This window comes from Nakamurella sp. UYEF19, assembly GCF_040546275.1.
Taxonomy (GTDB): Bacteria; Actinomycetota; Actinomycetes; order Mycobacteriales; family Nakamurellaceae; genus Nakamurella.
The window spans coordinates 1-26836 of sequence record NZ_JBEPNO010000015.1 but is presented as its reverse complement, the minus strand read 5'-3'; the positions used below and the strand labels follow the sequence as shown (position 1 = coordinate 26836).

25 protein-coding genes and 1 pseudogene are annotated in these 26836 nt (G+C 65.2%); 16 read left to right on the top strand and 10 right to left on the bottom strand.

What is annotated here, in order from left to right; all coding sequences use genetic code 11:
- Window positions 1-260: 260 nt before the first annotated feature.
- Complete coding sequence (locus tag ABIB25_RS18885) at window positions 261-2462, top strand: cellulase family glycosylhydrolase (protein ID WP_354530052.1); 2202 nt, start codon at window positions 261-263, stop codon at window positions 2460-2462.
- A 319-nt stretch (window positions 2463-2781) separates the two neighbouring features.
- On the top strand, window positions 2782-5943 hold the full coding sequence (locus ABIB25_RS18880; RefSeq protein ID WP_354530051.1) for an alpha-L-rhamnosidase-related protein: 3162 nt from the start codon (window positions 2782-2784) through the stop codon (window positions 5941-5943).
- Window positions 5944-6042: 99 nt separating this feature from the next.
- Here ABIB25_RS18880 and ABIB25_RS18875 read toward each other — a convergent pair whose 3' ends face one another.
- The 3 genes from ABIB25_RS18875 to ABIB25_RS18865 form a co-directional block, all read right to left on the bottom strand.
- Window positions 6043-8712 carry a M64 family metallopeptidase gene (locus tag ABIB25_RS18875; protein WP_354530050.1) on the bottom strand — a complete coding sequence of 890 codons (2670 nt, stop codon included), beginning with the start codon at window positions 8710-8712 and terminating at the stop codon, window positions 6043-6045.
- Window positions 8709-9170: a hypothetical protein gene (locus ABIB25_RS18870; protein WP_354530049.1), complete on the bottom strand. Its 462-nt coding sequence runs from the start codon at window positions 9168-9170 to the stop codon at window positions 8709-8711. The genes ABIB25_RS18875 and ABIB25_RS18870 overlap by 4 nt, the downstream gene beginning before the upstream one ends.
- Before the next feature lie 813 nt (window positions 9171-9983).
- The gene (locus tag ABIB25_RS18865) at window positions 9984-10529 is read right to left on the bottom strand and encodes a GNAT family N-acetyltransferase (protein WP_354530048.1); all 546 of its coding nucleotides are present in this window, start codon (window positions 10527-10529) and stop codon (window positions 9984-9986) included.
- A 212-nt stretch (window positions 10530-10741) separates the two neighbouring features.
- Between ABIB25_RS18865 and ABIB25_RS18860 the strand changes: the two genes are divergently transcribed.
- The gene (locus ABIB25_RS18860) at window positions 10742-10945 is read left to right on the top strand and encodes a hypothetical protein (protein ID WP_354530047.1); all 204 of its coding nucleotides are present in this window, start codon (window positions 10742-10744) and stop codon (window positions 10943-10945) included.
- Window positions 10942-11338: pseudogene (locus ABIB25_RS29245) on the top strand (type II toxin-antitoxin system death-on-curing family toxin). Before ABIB25_RS18860 ends, ABIB25_RS29245 begins: the two are co-directional and overlap by 4 nt.
- A 22-nt stretch (window positions 11339-11360) precedes the next feature.
- On the opposite strand, the gene ABIB25_RS18850 reads toward ABIB25_RS29245, so the two are convergent.
- The gene (locus ABIB25_RS18850) at window positions 11361-11924 is read right to left on the bottom strand and encodes a hypothetical protein (RefSeq protein ID WP_354530046.1); all 564 of its coding nucleotides are present in this window, start codon (window positions 11922-11924) and stop codon (window positions 11361-11363) included.
- Window positions 11925-12055: 131 nt separating this feature from the next.
- On the opposite strand from ABIB25_RS18850, the gene ABIB25_RS18845 reads away from it, so the two are divergent.
- From ABIB25_RS18845 to ABIB25_RS18835, 3 genes are read left to right on the top strand one after another with little or no spacing between them, the layout of a single operon-like run.
- Complete coding sequence (locus ABIB25_RS18845) at window positions 12056-12652, top strand: GNAT family N-acetyltransferase (RefSeq protein ID WP_502919855.1); 597 nt, start codon at window positions 12056-12058, stop codon at window positions 12650-12652.
- Between the two features lie 37 nt (window positions 12653-12689).
- Window positions 12690-12941, top strand: coding sequence for a type II toxin-antitoxin system Phd/YefM family antitoxin (locus ABIB25_RS18840; protein WP_354530044.1), 252 nt, complete (start codon window positions 12690-12692; stop codon window positions 12939-12941).
- Window positions 12923-13318 (top strand): type II toxin-antitoxin system VapC family toxin, encoded by a 396-nt coding sequence (locus ABIB25_RS18835; protein WP_354530043.1) that lies wholly within the window; start codon window positions 12923-12925, stop codon window positions 13316-13318. Before ABIB25_RS18840 ends, ABIB25_RS18835 begins: the two co-directional genes overlap by 19 nt.
- A gap of 9 nt (window positions 13319-13327) precedes the next feature.
- On the opposite strand, the gene ABIB25_RS18830 is transcribed toward ABIB25_RS18835, so the two are convergent.
- From ABIB25_RS18830 to ABIB25_RS18815, 4 genes are all read right to left on the bottom strand, one after another.
- Complete coding sequence (locus ABIB25_RS18830) at window positions 13328-16357, bottom strand: DEAD/DEAH box helicase (RefSeq protein ID WP_354530042.1); 3030 nt, start codon at window positions 16355-16357, stop codon at window positions 13328-13330.
- Window positions 16358-16418: 61 nt separating this feature from the next.
- Complete coding sequence (locus ABIB25_RS18825) at window positions 16419-16559, bottom strand: hypothetical protein (RefSeq protein ID WP_354530041.1); 141 nt, start codon at window positions 16557-16559, stop codon at window positions 16419-16421.
- 597 nt (window positions 16560-17156) lie between these two features.
- Window positions 17157-17501: a hypothetical protein gene (locus ABIB25_RS18820; RefSeq protein WP_354530040.1), complete on the bottom strand. Its 345-nt coding sequence runs from the start codon at window positions 17499-17501 to the stop codon at window positions 17157-17159.
- 620 nt (window positions 17502-18121) lie between these two features.
- The gene (locus ABIB25_RS18815) at window positions 18122-19204 is read right to left on the bottom strand and encodes a GTP pyrophosphokinase (protein ID WP_354530039.1); all 1083 of its coding nucleotides are present in this window, start codon (window positions 19202-19204) and stop codon (window positions 18122-18124) included.
- A 170-nt stretch (window positions 19205-19374) separates the two neighbouring features.
- Between ABIB25_RS18815 and ABIB25_RS18810 the strand changes: the two genes are divergently transcribed.
- From ABIB25_RS18810 to ABIB25_RS18800, 3 genes are read left to right on the top strand one after another with little or no spacing between them, the layout of a single operon-like run.
- A complete protein-coding gene (locus ABIB25_RS18810) occupies window positions 19375-19881 on the top strand; it encodes a hypothetical protein (protein ID WP_354530038.1) in 507 nt (168 codons plus the stop codon).
- A gap of 48 nt (window positions 19882-19929) precedes the next feature.
- A complete protein-coding gene (locus ABIB25_RS18805; RefSeq protein WP_354530036.1) occupies window positions 19930-20187 on the top strand; it encodes a CopG family transcriptional regulator in 258 nt (85 codons plus the stop codon).
- Window positions 20184-20615 carry a TA system VapC family ribonuclease toxin gene (locus tag ABIB25_RS18800; RefSeq protein WP_354530035.1) on the top strand — a complete coding sequence of 144 codons (432 nt, stop codon included), beginning with the start codon at window positions 20184-20186 and terminating at the stop codon, window positions 20613-20615. The genes ABIB25_RS18805 and ABIB25_RS18800 overlap by 4 nt, the downstream gene beginning before the upstream one ends.
- Window positions 20616-20686: 71 nt before the next feature.
- On the opposite strand, the gene ABIB25_RS18795 is transcribed toward ABIB25_RS18800, so the two are convergent.
- Both ABIB25_RS18795 and ABIB25_RS18790 read right to left on the bottom strand, forming a co-directional pair.
- Window positions 20687-20974, bottom strand: coding sequence for a type II toxin-antitoxin system RelE family toxin (locus ABIB25_RS18795; protein WP_354530034.1), 288 nt, complete (start codon window positions 20972-20974; stop codon window positions 20687-20689).
- A complete protein-coding gene (locus tag ABIB25_RS18790; RefSeq protein WP_354530033.1) occupies window positions 20971-21270 on the bottom strand; it encodes a type II toxin-antitoxin system Phd/YefM family antitoxin in 300 nt (99 codons plus the stop codon). The genes ABIB25_RS18795 and ABIB25_RS18790 overlap by 4 nt, the downstream gene beginning before the upstream one ends.
- A gap of 178 nt (window positions 21271-21448) precedes the next feature.
- Here ABIB25_RS18790 and ABIB25_RS18785 point away from each other — a divergent pair, with 178 nt between their 5' ends.
- The 6 genes from ABIB25_RS18785 (at window position 21449) to ABIB25_RS18760 (ending at window position 26664) form a co-directional block, all read left to right on the top strand.
- Entirely contained in the window at window positions 21449-23878 is a 2430-nt protein-coding gene (locus ABIB25_RS18785) for an AAA family ATPase (RefSeq protein WP_354530032.1), read from the top strand.
- Window positions 23875-24213 carry a hypothetical protein gene (locus tag ABIB25_RS18780; protein WP_354530031.1) on the top strand — a complete coding sequence of 113 codons (339 nt, stop codon included), beginning with the start codon at window positions 23875-23877 and terminating at the stop codon, window positions 24211-24213. Before ABIB25_RS18785 ends, ABIB25_RS18780 begins: the two co-directional genes overlap by 4 nt.
- Window positions 24214-24278: 65 nt before the next feature.
- A complete protein-coding gene (locus ABIB25_RS18775) occupies window positions 24279-24872 on the top strand; it encodes an ArsR family transcriptional regulator (RefSeq protein ID WP_354530030.1) in 594 nt (197 codons plus the stop codon).
- A complete protein-coding gene (locus tag ABIB25_RS18770) occupies window positions 24869-25336 on the top strand; it encodes a HEPN domain-containing protein (RefSeq protein WP_354530029.1) in 468 nt (155 codons plus the stop codon). Before ABIB25_RS18775 ends, ABIB25_RS18770 begins: the two co-directional genes overlap by 4 nt.
- 125 nt (window positions 25337-25461) lie before the next feature.
- Window positions 25462-26037, top strand: coding sequence for a hypothetical protein (locus ABIB25_RS18765; protein WP_354530027.1), 576 nt, complete (start codon window positions 25462-25464; stop codon window positions 26035-26037).
- Window positions 26038-26475: 438 nt separating this feature from the next.
- Window positions 26476-26664: a hypothetical protein gene (locus ABIB25_RS18760; protein ID WP_354530026.1), complete on the top strand. Its 189-nt coding sequence runs from the start codon at window positions 26476-26478 to the stop codon at window positions 26662-26664.
- Window positions 26665-26836: the final 172 nt, after the last annotated feature.

The following is a 26836-nucleotide window of genomic DNA, read 5'->3' as shown; positions in this document are numbered from 1 at the left end:
GTCAACGCTCGACAGCGGAAGGGTGAGACGTGTCCAGATCTCTATTTCGGAGCACCGTCGTTGCGCTCAGCGCGCTTTTGTTGACCTCGGGATTGGGGCTGGTTTCGGCCTCAGCTGCGCCACCGGGTGGCACTCCCGACTCCGCGGCATCTGCCGTAGCGCCGTCTGCACCTTCCTCGTCCGGTGCCGCAGTCGCTACGGTCGCGACGTTTCCACCCGCAGCCGATCAGGACAAGAGTCTGACCGCCCGTTTCCGCGGCGTGAATTGGGCCGATCCGCGGGACAACTTCATCCAGGACAACAATGTCCCCAGCGGGTTGTCGGCGACTGACGACTATGCGACCACGTTCCGCAAGTCGACCCAGATTCTGCAGCAGTTCAAGACGGTGCTCAACGCCAATACCGTGCGACTGGGCATCAATCAGGCGACGGTGAGTGGATCCTGGTGGGCGAGCTACCGCGGCATCGTCGATGCGGCGACCAAGCTGAAGATGAATGTGATCCTGTCGGTCTGGCCGGATCGGACCTTCATGCTGGTCGAACCGAATGCCATCCCCACCTTCTACGACACCTACCAGCGGGTGATCAGTGCTTTCGGAAAAGATGCCAATGTGTATCTGGACCTGGTCAACGAGCCCCAGGGTTACAACGACGACCCAAGTGGCTGGGTTGCCGGCAACCCCACCAATTGGCGCGATGTCGCAGCCGGCTGGCTGCAGCACTTCTCCACTTTCCCGCGGTCACGGGTCATCATCGCCGGAACCGGTCCTGGCGGTGACTGGTACCTGGGTTCGGTCGGCAACGATCAACGATTGGACGGGACCCTGCTCGAACTCCACGTCTACAGTGCCTTCGGCCTGAGCTTCAACACCTACCAGGACTGGAAGAGTTGGTTCAAGGGGCAGATCGCCGGTTTTGAATCGCGCACGATCGTCGGGGAATTCGGTACCACGCTGAACAAGGGTGCCAACTTCGACGGACCCCGTGACGGTAGCAACCCCGTTTCGTACATGTATGCGGTGACGGACACGATCCGTGAACTCGGCATGGGATCCGTCTTCTGGCCCGGCTACCGTCAGGGCGATTCCTGGAACATGTTGAATTTCACCGGCTCGGGAACCGTTGCTGCGCCGTACCTCGCGCACATCGCCAATCCCAGCGCCTACAACCGCCTGCAGTGGGCCTATGGACTGGGTACACCCACCCCGATCAGCATCGATTCGGCAAGTTCTGTCACGGTCGTCCAGGGATCCAGCGCCAACTTCACGGTGCGGGCCAGCGGCTATCCGGTGCCACGCCTGAGCGTCAAGAAATCTCAACTACCCAGCGGCCTGCAATTCAGCGACCTCGGTTCGGGTAGGGCAACCATCAGTGGCGTCCCGGCGGCAGGGACCGCCGGTACCTATCACGTGGTCGTCACGGCCAAGCAGGCGAAGGGCGCGGCCCTGACCCAGACGCTGACGGTGACCGTGCTGAAGGTGGCCCCCACTCCGTTGGCAGGCGCTGTCACGGGACAGATCACGGCTGCGACCACGGGCAAGCCGCTGCCGAAGGCTTGCGCGGCGGTTTATCCGCTGGGACAGACCTATTCGGTGGGCCGCGCCTGCTCGTCGAGAACCGGGTCGTTCGAGATCGATGCGGTACCTGCCGGTTCCTATCAGGTCTTCGTGTCCGGCGACACCCCGAGATCAGCCTCGCGGTGGTACGGCGCGACCGTCGCGGGATCCGCCAACCGGGATAATGCCTCGACCATCACCGTCGACGGGGCCGGCGTTGTCACCGACGTGAGCGTTCAGCTGCCCGCCGCGGCCGCCGCCGGGTCGGTCAGGGGTGCCGTCACCGACACCAGCACCGGAGAGAAGATCGTCGGCGCCTGCGCATTCCTCTATTCGACCGCCAATCCGACGGTCGTCGCCTACAAGACGTGCAGCCGTCAGAACGGCACCTTCGCGGCCGACAAGGTGGCCGCCGGCGACTACACCATTGCGTTCGCCGATCCGGCTCGGCACTACGTGACGTCCTGGTTCAACGGTACGGACGCCGGTGCGGCTAGTCAGGCCGCTGCCACGGCGATCTCGGTCTCCGCCGGGTCGACGGTGGTAGCCGACGAAACGTTGCTCGGTGTCCACGACCCCGCACTGGTGAGCGGCACCGGGAAGATCTCCGGCAAGGTGGTCGACGCTCGGACCGGACGCCCCGTGGCCAACGCCGAATTGCTCGTCTACGCGTCGCCTTACAGCCTCAGTCCGCAGGGACCGAAGAACTTCACCTACACGCGGGCTGACGGGTCATTCCAGGTCAACAATGCGGTGCCTGGCATCTACATCGTGCAACTGCGCGATGCTCGCTACCTTCCCCAGTGGTTTGGCGGAACGACGGATCCGACTGCGGCGCAGCTACTGTCGGTTGTTGCCGGTGGGCACGTGCGCGGAGTGGACTACCTGGCCAACCCCGCGCACTGACCGAAATCGAGCGCCTGACCCGCCGGTATGGCCGGGGGGTCAGGTCCGATATCCTGCGGCCAGATCCCACACTCGCTGGGGAAGCTTTCTTTTGGCACCATGTGGACCGTGCAGCGGGTCGTCGGTCGTGTTCGACCCGACTTGTCCCATTCATCCTTCGGAAATGGTGTCGAATTCTTTCGAATGAAGGTAGAGAGCTTTCGTCTCGTCGAACGGTTGACATCAGGCCGACATATGGAGGAAATTAGCGACCACAAGCATCAATTGGTCGTCGGCGCGAGTCGATCGGACCGACTCCCTCGGAAGGCAATGAATCCTGATGACGCTGCAGGTTCTCCCCACATCCAGGCGAATCCCCGCCGGGTCGGCCCATTCGTTCCGGTTCCGGTCCCGCCCTGCCGTGGTCACAGTGGCTGCAGCAGTGCTGGTGCCACTGGGCGGCATGGTGCTACCCGCCGGACAGGCGTCGGGCGGTGCGCCGGCGGTTGCCACGAGCGGTACGCACGATCGGGCTCCCGGCGCACCGCGGGCCCTCACCGTCAACGACCGCACGAACCCCTTGGCCATCCAGGGTGTCCCGCAGTTCGGTTGGCAGCCGACGGACCCGGATGGTCACGAGGTGCAGTCGGCGTACCAGCTGCGGGTCGTGGATGCGAGCCGGCATGTGGTGTGGGATTCCGGCCAGGTCGCGTCCTCGGCGCAGAGCTGGGTGAACTACACCGGACCCGCGCTCGCGCCAGGCACGACCTACCAGTGGTCGGTGCGCACCTGGGACCGCAGCGGCCTGAGCTCGCCGTGGGCCAGTGCTCGGTTCGACACCGGCCTGACCGATCAGGACTGGTCCGGTGCACAGTGGATCCGCCGAACCCCGGCTCCCGGAAACGATTCCGCGAACGACTACACCCTGGCCCGCGGCACTCTCGCAGTGACCTCCGGCAGTCCGGTGGTCAGGGCCCGGGCCTACGTCGCGTCGATGGGCGACTGGCAGTTGAACGTCAACGGCACCGCGGTGGACAAGACCTCCTCGGCGGGCTACCCGGGCGAAGGTTCCTACGACGTCTCCGATGTCACCGCGCTGGCCAAAGCAGGCAAGCCGCTGGCCATCGGAGTGGCCTACCACTACTGGACCTGCACCTGCCAGGGACGCGCGAACGGGCCGATCGCCGGCGAGGGACCATCGGGACTGCTGGTGAAGATCGTCGTTCAGCACGCCGACGGCACCAGCCAGACCCTGGTCTCGGACGCGTCCTGGAAGGTCACCCAGAATGCCGCTGAGCAGATCTCCACGCTGACCTACCGGAACGGCGACGCCGGCGACCGGGTCGAGTACATCGATGCCTCGAAAGCCCTCACCGGCTGGGACACGCCTACCTATGACGCCAGTAGCTGGGTGAGCCCGCAGGTCATCGGACCCCACCCGCGCCCGGCCGCGGCCAGTTGCGCGGCGTACGAGGGCGCCTCGTCCCCGTGCACCTTTACACATCTGGTCGCGCAGGAGGCCCACCTGACTACCCAGGTCATCCATCCGGTCAGCGTGCTCCGCGAACCGGACGGCACCGTTTTTGCCGACTTCGGCAAGGTCTACTCGGCCGTTCCGTCGGTGGCACTGAACCACGGCGTCACCGGACGTGCGATCACCATGACCACCAGCTACCGCGAGGCCAACACGACCCTGTCGAGCGCAACCTCCCGCGGAACTCGCTCCATCACCCTGGCATCGGTGGCCAACCTGCACGTCGGCGATCAGATCACCGTGGATGCTCCGGCCGACGGATACGGCGCCGGGCACCCGGAAACCTCGATGGTGACGGCGCTCTCGGGCACCACGGTCATACTCGCGTCCACACTGCGAGTGGCTCATGCCGCCGGGGTGTGGGTGGAGAACTCGCGTGCGGGAACCTCGAAACTGGACACCCAGGGCAGCAACATGCGTTTCTACTACACCGAAACCGCCGGAGCGCAAACCGCTCAGCCCAGCACCTACTGGGGCTGGCGGTACCTGGAGATCAGCGATCCTGGCCAGAACCTGACCACGAAGGACATCAGCGCGGTCGTGCAGAACACCGACGCTCCGCACGCCGCCACATTCAACAGCAGCAACACCACCCTGGACGCTGTTTTCACTTTGATGCAGCGGTCGGCGCTGCAGTCCGCTCAGGACACCTTTCTCGATACCCCCACCCGGGAGAAGGGGCAGTTCCTCGGTGACGCCGTCGACGAATCCTTCGCCACCATGTCGTCCTTGGACGAGCGGTCGCTGACCCGGCAGGCAATCGTCGATTTCATCAATTCGCAGAACCGATACTGGGCCAACGGCGCGATGAATGCCGTCTACCCCAACGGTGACGCCAAGCGCGACATCCCCGACTACACCGAGATGTTCCCGGAATGGGTGATGCGCTACTACCAGCAGACCGGGGACGCCACCATGCTCGCGATGGCCTTCCCGGCCATGAAGAAGGTCGCCGACTACATCGACAGTGCCATCAATGCCAAGGGTCTGGTCTACCAGCTACCCGGCGGATCCGGTCCGTACCAGTACGGAATCATCGACTGGCCCTCGGATATGAGGTTCAACACCGTCGTCAACGGCAACGGCGCCGAATTGGTCGTGAACGCCCTCGCGGTGGGTGCCAACCGGTCGGTTTCCGATGCCGCTGCGGCACTGTCGCAGCACACCGATTCCCTGCACTACCGCCAGAACGCCGACTCGTTGAGCACGGCTATCACCGGTCAGCTTCGCAACACGACGACCAGCCTGTATTCCGACGGACTGGCCACCGATACGCTGGCCCGTCTCGAGAACTACTCGCAGCACGCCCAGACCTACGCGGTGGACTACGGGATCGCCGACCCCACCGAGTACCCGGCCCTCGGCCAGAATATCGCCGCCGCCGGGATGCAGCAGGGTCCGATGGACCTGCGCCAGCTGGAAGCGGCCTTGGGCGCTACCGGCCAGACCTCCGCGCTGGTCTCGCTTCTCACCGACCCGTCGCACATCGGGCCGGCGCAGATCCTGGCCGAAGGCGGAACCTTCATGTGGGAGAACTGGAATCCCGGATGCACGGTGGCCGGCTGCACCGGCGCGCAGGTCAATCAGGCCGACAGCACCAGCTTCTCGCACGGCTGGGGCTCCGCCGGCATCAACGGAATCCTGGAGTCATTGTTGGGCATCACCGTGACCGGGGCCGGCGCAGCCACCGTGCAGATCGCCCCGCCGGCCACCGGACTGACGAAGGCCAGTGGGACCGAATGGACCGAACGCGGACCGGTCACGGTCAACTGGCGGCACGCCGGGCGCACCTTCACCCTCGATGTCACTGCACCGGACAACGTCTCGCTCGACATCGTGCTGCCCACCACCGGCAGGGCGCACTACGCCACCAGCGGAGCCGGCGGGCCGCAACTGGTCCAGGTCTCCGGCGGCACCGCCCACTTCACCGCCGGGTCCGGAACCAGTCACGTCACCGTTACCTCCTGACGCGAGTCATCGCACCTGCACAACGGTGGGCCATCCCGAAGTCGGCCCCGACGATCAGGTCGGGGCCGACTTCGGGTGGGTCCGATCAGACCCGGCCGGTCAGTGCTCCGACCACGGGTGCTCGGCGCGGCGCAGGGATTGCAGCAACCTGCGGACGTCGAAGCCGAGTTCCTTCAGCCGGTCAGCGCCCTTGTCGTCGATTCCGTCCCCGTCGGCAAGATGGTCGAGCAACCGATCGACCCGGCTGCGTTCCTGCCCGCCGGTCGGTTCTTTGTCCCCACCACGGATGGTGACCGCGCTCAGGGTCTTCTCCCGCTCGAAGGCCTCACCGTCGAGATTCTCCCCGCGGGCACGGATCCGGACGGAGTAGGCACCAGGAATCGGCAGCTTGTACTTCGCCTGATGACGACCGTCCGATCCGAGCTTCAGGGCGATCGAGTTGATTGACTGGTCGGGCAATTCGATCTCGGCCCAGACCCGATAGCCGGCGCCGGGTGGCGCTTCGTATTCGAGCAGAGTGGCGTCGAGTTCGGCGGTGGCACCCAGGTCGAAGGACTGCTGCATCACGTGCGCGTCGAAGGTCAGTGCGGAATAGCTGTGGGCGACAAATTCGTAGGGCACGCCGATCTTGCCGAACGGATCCCGGCCTTGTTCGCCGCTGGGCAGACGGGGCAGTCGGCCCAGGGTCAGCACCGCATTCCACTGGCCGGCGTGGCTGCCGTTGGCGTCGGCCGGCAGCACCGGCAGTGCACAGCGGTAGTACGCGACCGTGTTGCCGACGGTGTACTTGACGTTCCCGATCGTCGCAGGGTCGATGCGGGTGCCGTCGGGCGTCTCCAACTGGAAGTCGATGGACCTCGGATAGGGGCTGAGGACGATGAGATCCATCCCGTAGTCCGCCGACGTCACCCAGAACGGGATCCGTTGCTCCGAGCCGCGGGTCACCGTACCGCGCGGGTCCGAGATGATGTTCGCGTTCGTCACGCCGGCCAGGATCTGCAGGAAGTACTTGCTCAGGCGCATCGACTGGCTCGCGGTGAGCTCGCCCGTCATCAGCAGATATCCGTTGTGCCCCTGACACAATGTGGTCAGCGCGGCGGCGCTGATGTTGGACGGCAGCCCCAGTCCCACCGCATAGGTGTTGGCCGTGATGCTGCCCGAGATGCTGGCGAGGTCGGGTGGGCGGTTCCACTGGCCGTCGGTCAGCACCACCATCGCCTTCACGTCGTAGGCGGGTACCGGATGGGCGTCGGCCAACATGGCCGAGCCCTCCAGCACACCGTCGCCGATGGACGTTGCACCGCCCGGGTCGAGATCGGCGCCGGCGATGATCGACTGGGCAGTCCCGGCGCCGGTGGCGGCATCCTCGACTTCCAAGAGGCGCTTCGCGGTGTCGTCGAAGCGGACCAGACCGATTCCGTCTCCGGCGCGCATGACATCCACGAACGCGCCGGCCGCCTCCCGCAGTTTCTGCACCTTCGTACGGCCGTCGCCGGCATCATCGCCCATGCTGCCGGACCGGTCGAGCACCAGTGTCACAGCGGCTTTCGGTCGCGAGATGGTCGACGCCATCAGCGGAATCGTCCAGCGCTGTCCGGTCTCGTTGCACCGCACCGTCACCGAGCCGGAGGCGACATCCCCCGGGTTGGTGGAGGTGTACGAGATCCAGAGGCGCGCCGAGGTGATCGGCAGCGCGGAGTCCGAGGTGACCGTGACGGACGAGCCCGACGGCAGCCCGAATCCGCCGGTCGGTCCGGCCGTGACAGCGAAGGTGAGCGGTCGGCACGACACCGTCTCCCAGACGATCGCCCGGTAGGTGGTGACACCGACGCCGCCCATCCCCGCGGGGACGCCGGTGAACGAGATGCTCGGCGTCGTCAGTGAAACCGTCTCTGGCGGTAGGTACACCGCCAGCACTGTGCGGATGATGCCGGAGCAGACGGGACAGAACGGCGAGAAGTCCCGCATGTAGCAACTGGTGGTCGGACGGTAGATGTTGCAGGCGGTGTAGGCGGCGCCCTCGAAGGTCCCGACCACACCGGCCGCCCCGGGGGAGCTCGGCACGACGCAGGTGGAGGCCATGCATTCCGACGCCGGGCTGCACGAGGAGGGCATCGGGGTGGTGGCCAGGATCAGCGCCCGCCATTTGTTGGTGGTGCGGTTGGTGTCGCGGGTGACGTTCGGCTGTGTCGGCTCGCCGGGGGGCGAGCCCGCTCCGTAGCCGTACTCGTCGGCGAGACCGAAGGCAGTGTGGCCCATCTCGTGGATGGCGATCTCGCGGGACTGTGTATTGGTGGAGCAGGTGGCGACCGCGCCACCCGACCCGCCGTACTTGCTCGAGTTGACGACGCAGATCACCTGGTTGCGGTTCGCGACCGAGTTCGACACGGAGAGGGCAAGGGCCGCATCGATGACCAGCAGCCGGTCGTACTTGACGCCGCCCGGACCGGTGCCGGCGAAGGTCGCGTCGAAGTAGGTGTTTGCGGTGGTCGGGGTGCCGGCCGGGCTGTCCGGTGCGTCCAGCGGATCGTCGGCACCGGATTGGGTGGACACCACGTCGATCCGGTGCACGTTGATGCCGCAGAAGAGGTTGTCGAACGGCGGTGTGGCACGGAACTGCTGGACGATTGCGTTGACGTCGGCACGGTACTGGTTGAGTTCGGTGGATCGGTAGCCGTCGCCGACGAACACCAGGTTCCAACGGGAGGAGTTGGGTCCGTGGTCGACGATCTTGGACATGCCGAGGACGTAGCCGTCGGAGGCGCTCATGACGATTCGCCGCCCTGGCGGTGCGCTCGCAGGTCGAAGGAGACGAGCCGCCGGCTTTCGCGTGGGTCCCGCTCACCCCGGCCCTCGATGTCCATCGGTTGTCCGATCACCGTGGCGCCGACGCCTTCGGCCAGATCGGGCAGGAGGACCTCGACGATAGCCGCCCGCACCTGGCCGACCACGTGCCGGATGGTGCCGTCCGGGGAGAAGATCTCGGCGGACCCGAAGGCCCGGGAATCGATCACCCGGGTGAACAGCGGTCTGCCGTCGGCGTCGTCCAGGGTCACCCAGTGCCCGCTGTTCACGCCGATCTCGGGCGGATCCGGTGGAGCCGGGGGGCAGATCATGTCCAATCGTTCGACGTTGACCAACTGCTGTCCCGCCGGCGTGATGCGCAAGGTCAGGCGCAGCGTGCCCCGACGTCGTGCGGAAGTGTTGGTCGCGCGGGGATCTGTCATTGGCCGTCCTTTGCCGAGGTATTCGGTGCGCGGTGATGCGTTCGGTCAGCAGGAGACAGCAATGGCGCCAGCAAATACATGTTTGGTATTGGGTTCGGCTTACCCGCCGTGACGTCCGGATTATGCTACCGAGGCTGCCCCTGCTCGCGGATGTGCGATGGTACAGCGCTGGTGTCATCGTTTCGATGGTCGTTGCAGTGGCGGTCTCAGCAGCGGTTGGGCGGCTCTGTGTGAGCGGGCGACGCCGGCGGGAGCCGTTCCTCTTCGATCGCTGAGGACGTCAGCCGGTGCACCTGCCATCAATCGTCGACAACGTGCGGATTTGTCGGTCGTACTCGACGGTCGCAGCCACACGTACTGGCCAGTAGCGAGGTGTTGCAGCTGGAGACTCCGAGAGAGGCGGGCCTGATCACGCCTGCGCCGACTCTCGAAGGGCCTCGTCAGGCCGACCAGGATTGCGGGCGACGACCTGGAGATCGTCCGTCGGCTGCGGTCGTGGTTCGGCGAAGACCAGTTCGTGGGACTTCTGGCCAGCGATGCGGTGTCGTCTTTGATCGCGTTCGGCCCCCAGACGACGGACGAGTTTGGAGCACGCATCTTTCGGGCCTTGATCGTTCGTAGGTGGACGGTCGGCCCATGACGGAGCGAGACGTCGTTCTCTCCCTCCCCCGCGAGACCGGCTTGTTGACGGCACTTGATCTGATCGAGACCGATGGGGACAACTGGAGTGCGGGCCCGTCGTAGAGTTCGTTGCTCGTGCGCGCAACGTCGTTTGCGGCGTCTTGGACCTGCAGGGCCCGGTAGGAGACCTGGTCAGGCCCTGTTGCCGCTTCCGAAGTGCTCCGAGCGCAGCATTCCCATCAGCACGATGTCCTCGTACGCGCCCCGGACCCAGGCGTGCTCGCGCAGCCGGCCCTCGACGACGAACCCCGCCTTCTCGTAGGCGCGAATTGCGCCCGCGTTCGACGCGATCGCCTGCAGATGGATCCGGCGGAGATTGCAACGGAAAAAACCGAAATCAACGAGCTGGGCGATCGCCGCCGTCCCGATGCCCCGGCCCCGGGCGCCAGGTACCAATGCGATCCCGGCCTCGGCATGGCGGGCGAACGAGTCGAAGTTGGGCAGTGACACGCTGCCCACGGCAGCGCCGCCGACGTCGACGACGAAGGTCATGTCCTTCCGGGATGCATCGACCTCGGCGGTGCGCGCGAGCCGCGCGTCGAACTGCTCTCTGGTCAGCGGCACTGGTGCCTGCGGGCTTCGCTCCTCCCAGGTGTCCAGATCGGCGGCGACGCTGAACAGGACATCGAGGTCTTCGGCTGTACGCGCGCGCAGCGACACGGTGGGCAGGTCCGACATAGTGAGCACCGTAGCGTCGAGCGCTGCAGTCGGCACAGCCCTGATCGTGCAGGACCAGCGCCGCCAAAGGGTCCGAGGGTGGCGAGGAGATCGACATCATGGTCTCCGGACGGTTGGCCGCCCGTAGGGTGCCGGTGACGCCCAGGCAGTGGCGGGCGTGGGGCGACATCGCCGAGAGGGCACCTTGGTATCAACCTTGATACCAACACGAAATGGCGATGACTCTGCGGCTCACGGACGAGGAGACGGCCGCTCTCCGGTTGCGCGGCGAGCTCGAGGGTCGATCCATGCAGGAAGTCGCTCGCTCCGCCGTCCGCGAGTACACCGACAGGCATTCCAGGGACGACCTGATCGACCGTGTGATGAACACGGAATTACCGCGCTTCGCCGATGCTTTGGAGCGGCTCGCTCAGTGATCCTGTTCGACCTGGACGACCTGCTCCGGGTCGCGCGCCGCGTCATCGGGCCGGACCTGGCCATCCGGGACTACGGACTGCTGGACTGCGCGTCCACCCGACCCAAGACAAGGGCTTCGGTCAGGACGCCTACCCGAGATTCACGAGAAGGCTGCTGCCCTCCTGCATTCGACCGTCTCGAACCGTGCGCTGGTCGACGGCAACAAGCGGCTTGGTCTGGCTGCCGTCATCGTCTTCTACGGCATCAACGGGTACCCGCTTGCAGTTGACAACGACGCAGCGTTCGAACTCATCATGGAGATTGCTGCCGGCTCGCTGTCCGACGTCCAGCCGATTGCAGAACGCCTGGCGGCCAACTGCGAAGCCGGGTTCACACCGCGGAAGCCGGCGTAACCGACACGACGACCCCTCTAGATCATCGGTGAGCGCGGGTGCTTCGCCCAGGCGTTCCGCCCTGATTGCGACCGATGGATCTGAACACCAATCTGTCGGCAGGATCCCAGACGTGCTCAGTGCTGCTGCAGCGATAGCCCCGGAGCCAGAGCCGGCCCCTGATGACGCGCAGGTAGAAACCTTTCGGATAGTCCTCGTCGACTTGAAACGGAGGTGCGGCGACGGTGAGCGATCCCGAAGGCGCCTTTCCGTTCGACATCACCGCGTCGGGCGCCATCGCCTGAGAATCGAGCACCAGTCGGAGGTAGGGGCCAGTCGTCGGTGGGCAGAGTTGCAAACCGCGTTCCTGCGCCGCCTCGAAGATCTGCGGGAGCGGCGCGCCGGCCACGAGGCCGAGATCGCTGACAGAACGTTCGACGAGAGTTACCGACTCGGGTTGCGGAGCATCGAAGATGGCATCGTCGAGCAAGGTCGATGCCATCTCATTGAGGTGGACGTCCCCTTCTCGGAGCGCCTCCAGTAATCGATGTCGAGGCATGAAGCCGACGGCGATGGTGATCGGGTCGACGAGGGTGCGCTCACTCATGTGCTGATGATCGCCCAGGCGGGGCCGCCAGTGTCCGCTACGCGCCGATTGCACTGGCGACCGTCCAGATGGTCGGCGACGATGGGCCGATGAGCGAAGCGATGATGCGGCGGGGCGGGGGAGTGACGGACATGCAGGTCGACGCTGAACCGTTTCGGATCAAGCCTGAACTCCAGGGTGAGGTTGTCCTTCTGCGCCCGTTCACCGAGACCGACATTGCATCAATGGGACCGGTTCTGGCCGACCCAGTCGTTCTGCGTCTCACCGGCTCGGTGCACACGACCGCCGCCTCGAACGCATCCACGGAGCTCGATGAGTCCACGCTCGCCTGGTACCGCGGTCTTGCCGCACGTCCCGAGCGGCTCGATCTCGCGATCATCGACCTCGCCTCGGGGTGCTGCGTCGGCGAGGCGGTACTGAACAATCTGGACGCCGGCAACGACTCCTGCAACTTCCGCATCCTCATTGGTTCAGAGGGCCGCGACCGCGGGCTCGGTACCGAAGCGGCGCAACTAATCACCGATCACGCTTTCCGCACAACCGGTCTGTGGCGTATCAGTCTCGAGGTCTACTCGTTCAACCCGAGGGCCCGGCGGGTCTACGAGCGGGCGGGGTTCCAAGCGGAGGGTGTGCTTCGAGGTGCGCTGCGCTTCGACGACGCCCGCGTCGACGCCGTCGTGATGTCGCTCCTGCGCACCGACTGGGAAGCGAAGCTTCGGGGGGCTTGAGGGACGCCGATGTAGCACAGCTGCTACTATGGCGTTCATGGAAACAGTCGGACTTCGAGAACTTCGCCAGGACGCCTCGGAGCTGGTTCGTCGGGTCGAGAGTGGCGAGGAATTCGACATCACGGTCTCCGGACGTCTGGCTGCTCGTCTAGTGCCTGCGATGCCCAAGCAGTGGTTCAAGTGGGATGACATTGCCGATGTCTTGCAAGGGCGTGCCGACCCCGACTGGCAACGTGATCGCGACCTCGTGGATCAATCAGTGGCCGATCCATGGGAATCTCGTCGTTGAAAGCGATTCTCGACACGAGCATCCTGATCTCGACAGATGTTCCGCCGCTGGATGGTGAGCTCGCGATCAGCGCCGCCTCCCTGGCTGAATTGCATTTTGGTGTCCTGGTCACTGCGGAGGGGGCAGTCCGTGCCGAGCGACTACGCCGACTGACGGAGATTCGGCGCAGATTCACGGCGCTGCCCGAGGACGATGCAGTCGCCACCAGCTATGGGCAGCTGGCCGCCGCCGTGGTGGCCGCCGGGCGCCAGCCGCGCGCTCGGGTGATGGATCTTCTCATCGCTGCAACGGCCCACGCACACTCAGCTCGGCTCTACACGCGCAATGCAAGTGACCTCCTCGGTATCGAACACCTTGTCGAGATCATCTCCGTTTGATCGCCGCTATCAGCCCAGCAACTCCCGGATGTCGTCGACGGTGAGGGCGGCGCTGAAGAGGGCTTCGTCGTCGATGACGGAGTTGAAGAGGTTGGCCTTGCGCTCCTGCAGGGCCAGGACCTTCTCCTCGATGGTGTCGGCGGCGACCAGTCGGTAGACCATGACGTTCTTGTCCTGCCCGATGCGGTGGGTGCGGTCGATGGCCTGCTCCTCGCTGGCGGGGTTCCACCAGGGGTCGAGCAGGAAGACGTAGTCGGCCTCGGTGAGGTTGAGGCCGAACCCGCCGGCCTTGAGGCTGATCAGGAACACCGGGGCGGTACCGGTCTTGAACTCCGCGATCACCTCGGCGCGGTTGCGGGTGCTGCCGTCCAGATAGACAAAGCTGATTCCGGCCAAGTCCAGGCGACGCTTCACCTTCGCCAGGTACGAGGTGAACTGGCTGAAGATCAGCGCCCGATGCCCCTCGGCGACCACGTCGTCGAGCTGCTCGAACAGCGCGTCGAGTTTGCTGGAGGGCATCTCGCCGTACTCGTCGCCGATCAGCGACGCATCCAGCGCCAGCAACCGCAGCAGCGTCAGGGAGCGGAACACGATGAACTTGTTGAGGTTGAAGTCGTCCCCCAGCAGCCGGAACAGCTTCTGCCGTTCCCGTTGCAGGAACAGGTCGTAGAGATCGCGGTGTTCCGGAGCGAGGTCGATCCGCAGCGTCTGCTCCTGCTTCGCAGGGAGGTCCGCAGCGACCAGTTCCTTGGTGCGGCGCAACAGGAACGGCCGGATCCGGCGCCGCAGTTTAGCCAGCCGTTCGACCCGCGTCGCGGCGTTGACCTGCTCGGTGTTGCCGGCGCCGATCCCGCGGGCGATGCCCGGCCGCGACTGCTCGATCGGCCGGACGTAGTCGTTCAGGAACCGCGGCGCCGAGGCGAACAACCCGGGCGCGACGATCGCGAACAGAGCCTGCAGGTCGGTCAGCGAATTCTCCAGCGGCGTACCGGTGACGGCGAGCTTGAACGGCACCTGCAGGTCCAGCGCCGCCGCGTGCACCTTCGAGCCGGAATTCTTGACGAACTGCGCCTCGTCGAGCATCAGCCCGGCCCACCCGCTGGACTGCGCGACCGCCTGGTAGGCGTCGAAGTCCAGGCGCAGCAACGCATAACTTGTCACCACGACGTCGGCGCCGCGGGCCACGTCGGCGATCGGGACCTTGCCGGTGGCCTCGGTGGTGGACATCTGCCTGACGACGAGACCCGGCGTGAACTTCTCGGCCTCGGTCACCCAGTTCGTCATCACGGAAGTCGGTGCAACGATCAGGAAAGGCATTCGCACGTCACGCTTCTCGGCTTCGACGATGTGTTGGATCAGCGTGAGGCACTGCACGGTCTTGCCCAGGCCCATGTCGTCGGCGAGGATGCCGCCGAGCCGATGACGCCACAGGTAGGCGAGCCAGGCGAACCCATCCTGCTGGTAGGGGCGCAGGATGGCGTCGAGCCCCTTCGGTGGATCCACCGGAACGGGCGAGTCGTTCCGGGTCTCGGCCAGCAGCGCCCGCCACTCGACCGCGGGGACGGCCTCGTCGGCGAGATCCTCGAAGTCGGACCACAGGCTGATCTGGTGCCGGCTGATGGAAGGGACGGGTTCCCATTCGGTCAGGTCCCGCGACTCCTCGATCAGATCCGAGAGAGCCTTCAGGGCAGGATGATTGAGCGCGAGGTACGACCCGTCGACGAGTAGCAGCCGGCGTCTGCCTTTGGCCAGCGCCTTGAACAGCGGCAGGAACGGGATGTTTCTGCCGTCGACGGTGACGACGACGCCGAGGTCGAACCAGTCGTGCTTCTCGGACGGGACGGTGGTGATGACCAGTTGCGGGGTGCCGGTGAGCTCGCGGTAGTCCGGTGCCAAGCCTTGGGTTTCGACGGCGACGCCGGGCAGCCTGTGCAACGTACGGAGGGTCCGGGCCGCGAAGACCGCCGCGTCAATGCCTTTGAGCGTGACCGGCAGTGGGACGATCCGGGGCAGCAGTTCGGTCCCGAGCCACTCGTCAGGGAGCAGGCCTTTCGGAAGGATCTGGTCCAGTGATGGTGTCGGCGCCGAGCAGCGGCCGCCCTGCCAGCGCCAGGCGAGGGTGATGGTGTGCCGGGGGCTGTGGGTGACGGTGAGGATCAGGACGGGTGGCTTGGGTGTGGGCAGCTTGACGGACTTGTCAGAGCTCGTGACGTCGATACGTTCCTGCAGCTCGGGCAGGTAGTTCTCCAGGAAGTCATCGGCATCCTGCTGCGGCACTTGGGTTTTCGTGCGTTCACTCAGGATGGCGAGCTGGTCCTTGGAGAGTGGGTCGGCTGTTGGGGCGATGAGGATCTGGCGCGGCGCCTGCGGGTCGACGAGGTAGAGGCCGTGGTTGCCGATCGGCCGGGTGTGGGTCTCGTCGGCTCTGGTGTCGTCGATGGTCAGCCGGGGGCGGACCTGGATGCCGGCTTCGTCTTTCGTTGCGTCGAGCGTGAGCGTGGCGGTCTTTGCTCTGATGACGGCGGCGTTGGTGCCGGACCCGACGAGTTGGATGCTGAGCGTCGGTGTCTGGTCGAGCAGGGTCCAGAGCACCGGGTTGGCGAAGTCATCGAGGTAGATCCAGTCGGGGTCCCGGCCGGGTGTCGTCGGACGCAGCGCCAGGTGCAGCGCCCCGAACTCGCAGAACCATCGGTGCTGTTCAGGGTCCAGATTCAGTCGGTTGACCAGGTGCGGGATGTTGGTCCAGGTGATGCCGGATCGTGCCCAGCCTCGCGAGGTTCTGACCACCGGTCGGACGCCGAGGCGGTACTGATTGCCCAAGTCGCCGGCGGTGGCCTTCGCCGCCTTGGAGACCGGGCCGTTCCAGCGGGAAGGGGTACGGGGGATGAGTTCTCGGAGTTCGAACTGCAGGGCCAGGGGAGTGGGGGTCTTGATGTCCTGTTCTGGCTGGTCCGTGCCCTCAGCGGGCGGCAGGTAGCTGCGCAGCGCCTTACGCCACGCCTCGCTGTCGGGTGCTGCTCGCCCCGCTGCTCCCGCCACGTCTTGATTGTTCAGTACCGCACCGACACCGACCGCCCGGCGCTGCGATCGGGCCCGTTGCTCAGGACTTGGCCGCGGCCGGTGCGGCGGAGGGCGGTGTCTCCCGCAACTGCTTCGGCCAGTGAGATCCGGGTTGCGCCCCGGCGGGGATCACGTACCCGGGTGCGGGGTGATGGATGGTCACCTCGGGGACCGCGGCCATCAGCATCTTCTTGAAGCTGCCGTACCCCACCTGTCCGGTTCGGACACACCCTGGTCCATCAGCTCGCCCAGCAGTCGGACCAAGGTGGCCCGTCCCGGCTCGAGCAGGCTTTTCCGGATCGTTGAGTGCCAGTCGGCGAATTGCTCGTAGTTGAACGGCAAAGCTGATGGCTCATTGCGGTCGGCCGTCGCTCCTCAGTTCAGATTTCGTCTCGGGCGGGTCAGGAGAGTTACTGCAGGTCCGATGCCGTCGGGCCGTGGTACCTGTCAGCGTGGTGGAGCCGCCCACCTTCCTGATGCCCACGGCGGTCCAATAGCGACGCTTATCGTCGGTGACGCGGAGCACTGGCTCCAGCGGCCGCCGAGGCTCTACGGGTTCGCGGGCGCCACCGGGGGTGCGGGCGGCGCCAACGACCATTTCTCTTTGAGCTTGACGTAGGAGTACACGGCAGCGATGCCCACGATAATGCCTTGAACGGTTAGCACTATTCCGTACGCGGTGAAAATGGAGGCGAATGAGTGGGCGAATATATCGACTCCAGCAGCGATTATTCGCGTTCTGGGTGGTCCCGTGTTCTCGAAGTTCTGGAGCAGTTGGTCAGACACCAGGTTGGGAGTCGCTCCGCCAATCGCTACGGAAGCCAAGAACCACACGACCACAACGCCAAAAAAACTTCCCCCAGGCGTTCGAGATCGAATCGCTCATCAGTACTGCGCTCGTCACGATGGTCGCAATCACCAGGGGAAATGCCCGAATGAACACGTCAAGGATGGTGAAGAGATCGGAGGCCCCGGCCTCCCCGCCGCCCGCTCCGTCGATGATCTGATTGATCAATTCCACTGAGAGCCCACTGGTCAGGAAGGTTCCGGCCACGGAGACTGCCAGGGCGGCCCAGAACGCCATTTTGCCGGCATCCTTGATCTTCTCCTGATTTGTTGGCATCTGATACCCGCAATCCTGTGTCGAGGGCTCCTCCGAACAACCGTCTGGCGTGGATCTTCGACTTTCCTGTCCGCTTTGTCAAGAGATGGGTAGTTCGTTCCCGCATAGACTTTCGAGGTGCGTGGCAAATGGTTGAACGATGTGCTCGTATGCCAAAGACGTCGCAAAAATCCGCTTTCGATCACCTGGAGACGGATCGAGTGTCAATCGAAAGCCTGTCTGGCAGGCCTCCAGCCGCCTGCGACGTCACTCGTTCGGATGCAGTCGGTCGGTCCATTGCGAGGTGGCGATTCCAGCGTCGTGGCCGCGCGTTGGACCAGCGTTGGTAGAGCCGCTTCTGACTCGCCGGCGAGTATGGCTGCTTTGGTGCCTTTGAGCGTGATCGGTAACGGTGCGGGCGGGCGGCGCCCGCCCTGCCAGCGCCAGGCGAGGGCGATGGCGTGCCGGGGGCTGTGGGGGACTTGGCCTCTTGGGGCTGGTCCGGGGCTTCGGCGGGCGGCAGGTAGCTTCGCAGCGCGTCACGCTACGCCTCGCCGTCGGGTGCTGCTCGCACCGTGGTTCTCGCCACGTCTCGATTGTTCAGTACCGCACCGACACTGCCCGTCGGAGCAGCACGTTGGTCAAGACTTGGTCGTGGACGGCGCGGCGGTGGGCGGTGTCTCCCGCAACTGCTTGGGCCAGTGAGATCCAGGTTGCGCCCCGGCGGGGATCACGTAGCCGGGCGCGGGGTGATGGATGGTCACCTCGGGGACGGCGGCCATCAGCATTTTCTTGAAGCTGCCGAACCCAACCCAATTCTGACGCACTTTAGTACCGAAAGTGGCCTGAAGAGTTGCAGCAATTGTTGCCAGGGTCGCAGGATTGCGGAGCTTCGAGACAATTCGTGCTGTTTCCTGGAGAACCAGCGTTCGGGAAGGCTCGGGTCCTTCTCCCGCATTGAGGTTGTCCCCCCCGACAACAGCGGAGACCTGATCCTCCGGCTCCGAGGCGGGCGCATCTTCCACAGCACTTTGAGCCAGAGTGTCCAGCTCGAGCCGCAAATCCTGGGCGAGATCGTCAACATTCGCGAGAAGGTCCGCCATTTTGCGGGACAGGGTCGTCACCTGCGCAGGTAGTTCGACACCGGGCTTGTAGGTGTCCTCATGGGTGAGCTCGCCCCAGCCGTCCTGCAGGAGGGTGCGAACCTGCAGCTCGCCGCGGACCCGGTGGGTGTCCTTCAGCCCCGGGACGTTCGTGACGAGATTGATGTGGTAGCCGCGGTATCCGGAGTCTTTCGGGTCCTCGATGTACTGCCGCTCCGAGGTGAACTCGACGGCCATACCGAACTGACCCATCGCCTCGGGCGCCGGCCAGTCGGACAGGAGGTCCCGGACGAACCGCACGTCCGACAGGTTGTTGCAGACGATCCGGACCCCGACGAGATCGTCGATGACGGAGGGAATGTCGTCCAGATGGTGGATCGAGGTCCGGTACTTGTCCTTCTGCATCTTCGACCAGAGCCGCAGCGTCTCCTTGACCCGGCTGTCCTTCATCCGGACCCGGTGCTTGTCCAGTTCCGAGACACTCTGGTCGATGAGTTCGCCCAGCAGGCGTACCAGCGTGGCGCGCCCTGGTTCGAGCAGGTTCTTCCAGATCGTCGAATACCACTCGGCGAATTCCTCGTAGGTGAATGGCAGAGACGCTGGATCGGTGCGGTCGGCCATTCATTCTTCCTCTCATCGAATCCTGATCCGACCCTCGGTGGTCGACGTCTCGGGGCCCTGCCCCGTCGCGCAGCACTGTACCCGGGACGCCGCCGCAGTCCGTGGGTCCTGGACGGCGCAGTCAATGCCGTCATGGATCGGGGGACCGCAACAGGGTCACACTGGGGGGTATGGACGGGCATGACTTCCTGGCGAAGGTCGACCGCTGGTTCCGCGGGGATGCGTCGCCGCCGCGGATCCGCGTCAGCATCACGCGGCACAGCGTGGCGATGGGCGACGATACGTGGGCGCCGCACACCTGGGCGTTCGAGATCAACACCTCGACCACCCTGGGCGAACTCGCGCAGATCGCCATCGACGGGCACTACCTCGCGAGCATCGTGAGCGGGCGGGCCAGTTGGGTGATGCAGGCCGCCGGCGGTCGGGCCCTGGCCGTGCTCGCGCAGCAGTGGTCCGTGCCCCGCTGGCTGGCCGATCCGGCGATCGTCGTCATCCATATTCCCGACGCCTACGACGCCGGACGCGGGCAGGCCGACCTGCATTTCGACTATCGGGCGCAGGTCGATCCGGCCGAGCTGTTCCGCAGCCTGATGGATCCACAGGGAGGGCGCGAGTTCGGCAATGTGTTCGCGCCCAGTCGCCGCGCCCAGCCGCACCGGCCACCGAAGCCATCCTGATCGGTGTCAAGCCGGATGATACAGCGATACGGGAGTACGGTTATTCGCATGAAGGCAACGATGAACCTGGACGATCAGCTGTACCGGCGGGTGAAGATCAGAGCTGCCGAGGAGGGCACCACGGTCACCTCGCTGGTCGAACAGGCACTGGTGGCGCTGTTGTCGGCGCCCAGCACGCCGCAGGCGCCCTTCCAGATCACTGTCCTGCCCAGCGCGGGCGGGGTCCGTCCGGGGGTCGATCTGACCAGCAATGCGGCAATGACGGAGCTGCTCGACAGCGATGTGCCGGCCGTTCGGATTCGATGATCATTCCGGACGTCAACGTCCTGGTCGGAGCGCTCCAGCCCGACGATCCGCACCACGAGCAGCTGGTCGATTGGCTGGGCAAGGCCCTGAACGGTGACCAGAAGGTCGGTCTTTCGCCGTCGATCCTGTCGGGTGTCGTGCGGGTGCTGACGAATCCGCGCATCTTCTTCGATCCTCCGACGGCTGGTCTCGTCCTCGATCGCCTCGATCAGATGCGAAGTGCACCGGCGGCCACGATAGTCATTCCAGGACAACGCAACTGGCAGATCTTCGCCGACCTCTGCCGACAATCGGAAGCAACCGGAAATCTCGTCAGCGATGCATTTCACGCAGCGCTGGCCATCGAGAATCAGGCCCTTTTCGTGACCCTGGATCGGGACTTCGCGAAGTTCTCGGCACTCCGGCTGGCGAGCCCGTTGGAACAGTGATGCGCCCTGAACTGCCATGTCAGAACCCAACGCTGCCTTCGCGGGCGCCTCGAAATGTGAAGAGCGCGTTCTCAGCCCTGCGGGCGGTGGTAGATGTCCGCTCGGTGGTCGACGTCCAGAACCTGCACCATGTGCCTTTCCTCGTCGATGCGACAAATGATGCGATAGGTGCCGCGTCGTGCTCCGTGGCAGCCGGCGAGTGGCCCGAACAACGGTTTGCCGACTTTGTGGGGGTTGACGGCCAGCGTCAAATCGCAGAACTCCAGGACCGCAGCCGCGACAGACTCAGGTAGCCGTTCTGCGATCGCGCGACGAGCGCGGCCCTGAAATCTGACCTCCCATCTGCTGTCCTGGTTCATCCGCCAGTCGCGCGACGGCGGGCCAGGTCGGCACGGACGGTGGACATGTCCACCCCGATGTCGCCCGCACGGAGCTCGGCGAGGCTTTCCGCTATCCCTGAAGCGGCGGAGGTATCCCCGAGGATCTCCAAGGTCATCTCCAGGCCCTCGAGGTCGTCGACGGACAACAGGACCGCTTCAGGCTCGCCGTTGCGGGTCAGGGTGATCCGCTCATGCTGCTGGCGGACGCGGCGGGCCAGTTCCGACAGGTGCGTCTTGGCCTCGGACAACGGCACTGGCGTCGATGCGACGGTCATGGTCCTCACTTTAGGCCATGTTGGTCGACATATTGACCAACATGGGCGGGCGCGGCCCGACACGCGGTACCTCGGCACGGGTGCCCAACCATCCGAACGTGTGACGGATGGCGCGGGCGCTGTCCGATAGGGTCCGATCCATCCTCATCAGCGGGGATGACGGGGTGGAGGACGTTCCATGGCGCAGATCGACCTGATATCGGCGGTACTCGAGCTGGCCGATGGTGACGAGAAGCTGACCGACCAGACGAGGTTGCTGATCCTCGGCGCGTTCGACAGCGATCAGGCACTGCAGGATGCGTTGGACGGGACCGGCCAGACCCTCGCGGAGGCTGCGGCCATCGGTCCGGAGGCTCATGCGCCGGTCGGTGCCTACCTCAAGTCGGTTCGCGTGCAGGGGTTCCGCGGCGTCGGGACGGCGCTGACGGTGCCGCTGCACCCCGGCCCGGGCCTCACCGTGATCGCCGGCCGCAACGGCTCGGGCAAGTCGTCCATCGCCGAAGCACTCGAGATGGCCCTGACCGGCGGCAGTTACCGGTGGAGCAAGCAGTCGAACGCTGTCTGGACGGCGAACTGGCGGAACCTGCACGGCGACCTACCGGCCGAGATCCGCGTCGAGCTCGCCGAGGAGGGTCAAGGGGTGACGACCATCGGCGTCGACTGGTCGTCCGACGCCGGCCTGACCGACGGTGTCCACTGGGTGCAGCGACCTCGGTCGAAACGGCAGCCGGGCCGCGAGACTCTCGGCTGGGACGTCCCTCTGGAGTTGTATCGGCCGCTGCTGTCCTACGACGAGGTCGGGGGAGTGCTGGAGGGCACGCCCAGCGGGTTGTTCGACAAGCTCCACAGCCTGCTCGGTCTGCAGCCGATCAACGACGGGCAGGGTCGACTCACTTTGCTGCTGAAGCGGTTGCAGATTCCCGCCGCGACGGCCAAGGCTGCGCTGACCGAAATCAGGGCGCTGCTGGGCAACTCGACCGATCCACGGGCGGCACAGGCGTCTGCCTTGGTCGCGAAGCGAGCGCCGGACCTGGCCGCGGTCGAGCAGCTGGCCACCGGTAGCGCCGCCAATGCAGGCGGCACGCTCGGCGGTCTCAGAGCAATCGGCAGGTTGACGTGGCCGGAACAGCTCGAGGTCGATGCCGCTGCGGCCGAATTGCGCGCGGCCGTCACCGGCCTCGCTGCCCTCGCCGGTTCAGCTGCCGAGGTGCTGGCGAGCCGGTCACACCTGCTGTCCCAGGCCCTCGAACTTCACCAGTCCAGTGGCGACATCGATTGCCCGGTCTGCGGAGTGGGGCACCTCGATCAGGCCTGGGCGGATGCGACACGTAAAGCTCTGAGCACCGAACAGGCGGAGGTCGCCGCGCTGAAGGGAGCACAGGCGCGGCTGGCCGCAGCTTGCCGTGAGGCGCGCCGGCTCGTTGCTGGATTGCCTTTGCCCCAGATCGACGATGCCGAACTGACCACGCTGGAGCCGGCTCGATCGTCCGCGAGTGCCTGGGCTGACGCACCGGCGGGAGACCTCGAACTGGTCGATCATCTGATGTCGAAGTTCGATGCGGTCGTCGGATCGATGACGGCGCTGCAGGAGCAGGCCCGGCTGCTGGTTGCCGAGCGGGAGGACCTGTGGGCTCCGCTGGCGCTGAAGCTCGGGCACTGGGCGTCGTTGGTCAGGTCAGCGGCGCAGACGGCTCCGCAGGTGGTCGAGGTGAAGTCGGCTTCGGACTGGCTGAAGGCGAGTGAGGGTGATCTGCGCAATCAACGGCTGGCGCCGCTCGCCGACCGGGCCCGGGAGATCTGGGCGTTGCTGCGTCAGGAGAGCAACGTCGATCTGGGTGCGATCCGGCTCGAGGGGAACGCGACGCGGCGGCGCGTCGAGCTGATGGCCGAGGTCGACGGGGTGGACGCCGGCGCCCTCGGGGTGATGAGCCAGGGTGAGCTCCACGCTCTGGCGCTGTCGCTGTTCCTGCCGCGCGCCACCGCGCCGGACAGCCCGTTCCGGTTCGTGGTGCTCGACGATCCGATCCAGGCGATGGACCCGGCCAAGGTCCAGGGCTTCGTGAAGGTGTTGCAGGAGTTGGCGATTGACCGTCAGGTGATCGTGCTGTCGCATGACGACCGGCTCCCCGCCGCGGTTCGGCGAGCGAAGGTGAACGCCCAGGTCTGGGAGGTCAACCGCAACGACGGGTCTGTGGTCACCATCCGCGAATCGCTGCACCCGTCGACCCGCTACCTGGACGACGCGTTTGCGCTGGCGATGGACGACGGGGTGCCCGATGACGTGAAGGACCGGATCGTCCCCGGACTGTGCCGGATGGCCATGGAGTCGGCGGCTTTCGCGGTCTACGAGGGCAAGGCGATCGCGGCAGGCAACGAGCGGACCACGGTGGAGAGCACCTGGGATGAGTTGACGACCCTGCGGCAACGCCTCGCCATGGCGATCGTCGGCGACAAGAAGGCTGACATCAAGACCTGGTTGGGGACCGGACGGCGGTCGGAGGCAGTCGCCGTGTGCAATCGCGGCGTCCATGTCGGTTCCAGCGGGGATCATGCCGAGGAGGTCCGCGTCGTCCGTGCTGCCTTGAAAGACCTGCGGGCCTTGGCATGACGGCCGTCGACGTCCTGACCATGGCCGAGGCGGTGCTGGACGGCTCGGTGTCCGTCCCGGACGGGAACAGCGCCCGCGCTGCGGCGGTGCTGGCCCGGCAGGCGCTCGAGGAGATCGTTGACGAACGTTGCGCCGCAGTCGCTCCCGGCCTCGCGCGGCCGTCGATGAGATCCAGGTTGATCATCCTGACGGCGCTCGACGATGCTGACGTCGGCGCCTGCGCCCAGGCTGCCTGGGACGGCCTGAGCCGGGCCTGTCACCACCACTCGTACGAGCTTCAACCCACGGCGGGGGAGGTCCGGGACCTGATGGGGCTGGTGCGGTCAGTTCGGTAAGGCGCGGCGACGGCTGCCACACGTGGTCGGGTAGTTCTCATATGGCTGATGATAAGCTCAGTCATATGAGAACCGAGGCGCCACCACTCGCCCCGATCTTTCGGTCGCACCTACAAGCCCGCCTCATCGCAGCAGTCCTTCTCGATCCCCAGCCCAGCACCATCGCATCCCTGGCCAACATGCTGGGTGCGCCGGAATCTACGGTGCACCGCGAGGTGGAGCGCCTCACCCGCGCCGGCATCTTCACTGACGAGCGCGTCGGCCGCTCCCGACTGGTCCGCCCGGACGACGCCAACCCTGCCGTCAGACCGCTGCGAGAGTTGATCCTCATTGCGTACGGCCCGCAGACGCTGATCAGCGCGGCCCTGGCCGACATCGCGGGAATCGACGAGGCGTTCATCTATGGCTCATGGGCGGCCAGGTTCTACGGCGAAAAGGGTCCCAGCCCGAACGATATCGACCTACTGGTCGTCGGGCATCCTGATCGGGATGACGTCTACGAGGCAATCAGCGAGGTCGGCCGTCGGATTCACCGCGAGGTCAATCCAACCTTCGTCACTGCGCAGCGGTGGGCGAACCGCAGCAGTGACCCGTTCCTGGAAAATGTTGCTAACCGCCCGCTCGTCGCCCTGCACGCCAGTGCCCCTGTCACCGCATGAGCTGGCCGATCGGACGAGAAGCCATTCTCCAGATGCTCGATGCAGGAGAACTCGAGATGGCTCCACCCAACCGCCCGTTTGCCGATACCCTCATCGGAAAGGCCTTCAAGCACCTGACAACCGCTGAGGACATCGCGGCCACCGACCCGGAAATAGCGTTTGATGCGCTGTACACGGCTGCCCGACTTGCATTGACAGCAGTCCTCGCGACTCAGGGGATTCGGCCCACTGCAAAGGGTGGCCATATTGCCCCGATTGCAGCAGTAAGAGCGCAAACCGGGCGCTCCGGCGACGCTCAGCTTCGGCCGTACGACCGACTGAGGCGGATTCGCAACCGCACCGACTACCCAACCCCGGAATCGATTCTCACCTCTGAGGACGTTGCCGAAGCGCTGCCACACGCTGCCGCGATCGTTGACGTCGCAGCGAAGTTACTACCGCAGCTGCCGGTCTTCGTTCGCTGATAGATCCGCCCGGTTAGCAGATTTTGTGCCTCGCCACTTTTACATCTAGCCGTCAGGAAAAAATACTCCGAAAGGACATCCCGTCTTTCTGACGCGCGGGACCCTCATGGATTATAATCTAGGGCGTGACCCATTCCGACGATGTTCCCCCGATCTCGACTCCCGGAACTTGGAATGTAGGCAGCGGCATGCCGGTGGGATGGAGCGAGGCCGTCGCGGGCTGGTCGGCGGCTGCGACACACGTACTGCTGGACGTTGCCTCTACCTATAGCGAGGTCATCACGTACAAGAAACTCGGTGAAGCGGTTCAGACAAGGACCGGCGTTCGTACCCGTTCGCTGCTGAACAACTGGATCGGCCAGGTCTTGGAGTCGGTCGCCCTTGACTGCCACCGACGTGGCGAGCTACTTCTGACCGCGCTCTGCGTGCATCAGGATGGAACCGTCGGCGAGGGTTTCGCAGGAGCTGCCAGCCATTTTTCGAACGGCGTTCGCCCTGCTGATGCTGAGCTCTGCGCCGCCGATATCCGGCTCCTCTGCTACCAAAAGTATGCCTTGGCCCTCCCGGCAGACGGCGGGAATTCGCGCCTGACCAGGGAAGAAGAAGCTCGGCGGAAGGCAAAGGAACCCCTACCACCACCAGCGATGTGCCCCACTCACCGCACCGTGCTGCCGAAAAGTGGTCAGTGCGATGACTGCTGAATCGCTGACGCCGGCAGCGATGATGACCGAGGCGGGACGAAGTTGACCATGACTGAACACAGGCTTTCAGGTGACCAATGGGCGACGGTGGCCGCAGCGCGGGCCGCTTACGGAACCGATGATGCACCGTACGACGAGGTGCTGATCGAGATCTAGAAAAGAGCGCAGCTCGCGCGGTCGCTGGGTAAGGCCGATATCGGAGCGTTGCTGTTTTGGAAGCGACTGCAGGCAAATACGCCCTGGGCGAAGGATCTGAACGACCGATCCGACGGAATAGTCCGCGCGTGCACGGAGAGGGCCTTCGCTGCTGTTAATGATTTGGCTGTTACTACTCCGTCCGCTGCTCGAGAGGGTAGGAAGGAGCTGAACGCGCTTCCTGGCTTTAGACATGGGGCAGCCCTGGCGTCGGCCGTTCTATTGGCGATGGCACCAAAGCGGATGGCTGTGTATGACCGGTACGCCCTCGCCTCCTTGCACGGCCTTGGATTCCACCTAAGAGCGAACTACTACGGCGACTACATGGAAATCGTGGAATCCTTGGTCGAGCAGTCGCAAGAATTTGTCGGTTCCGCATGGACCGCGCGCGATATCGACAAGGCGCTGTCCATGATGAAAGGGTCCGTCTGATGTCGCCTGCCATCGTGAAGGGACCACCTGCGGCGATTTTCTGCCAACGGCATGGGACCGCCGTTCTGCCAGTTGTAGGACCACCCGGCGTGTCCTGACGCCGGACGTCGCGGGGTGCTTGTTCGATCTCCTTGTCCTGTTTGCAGACGTGGAGGTCGCTGACGATGGCGTT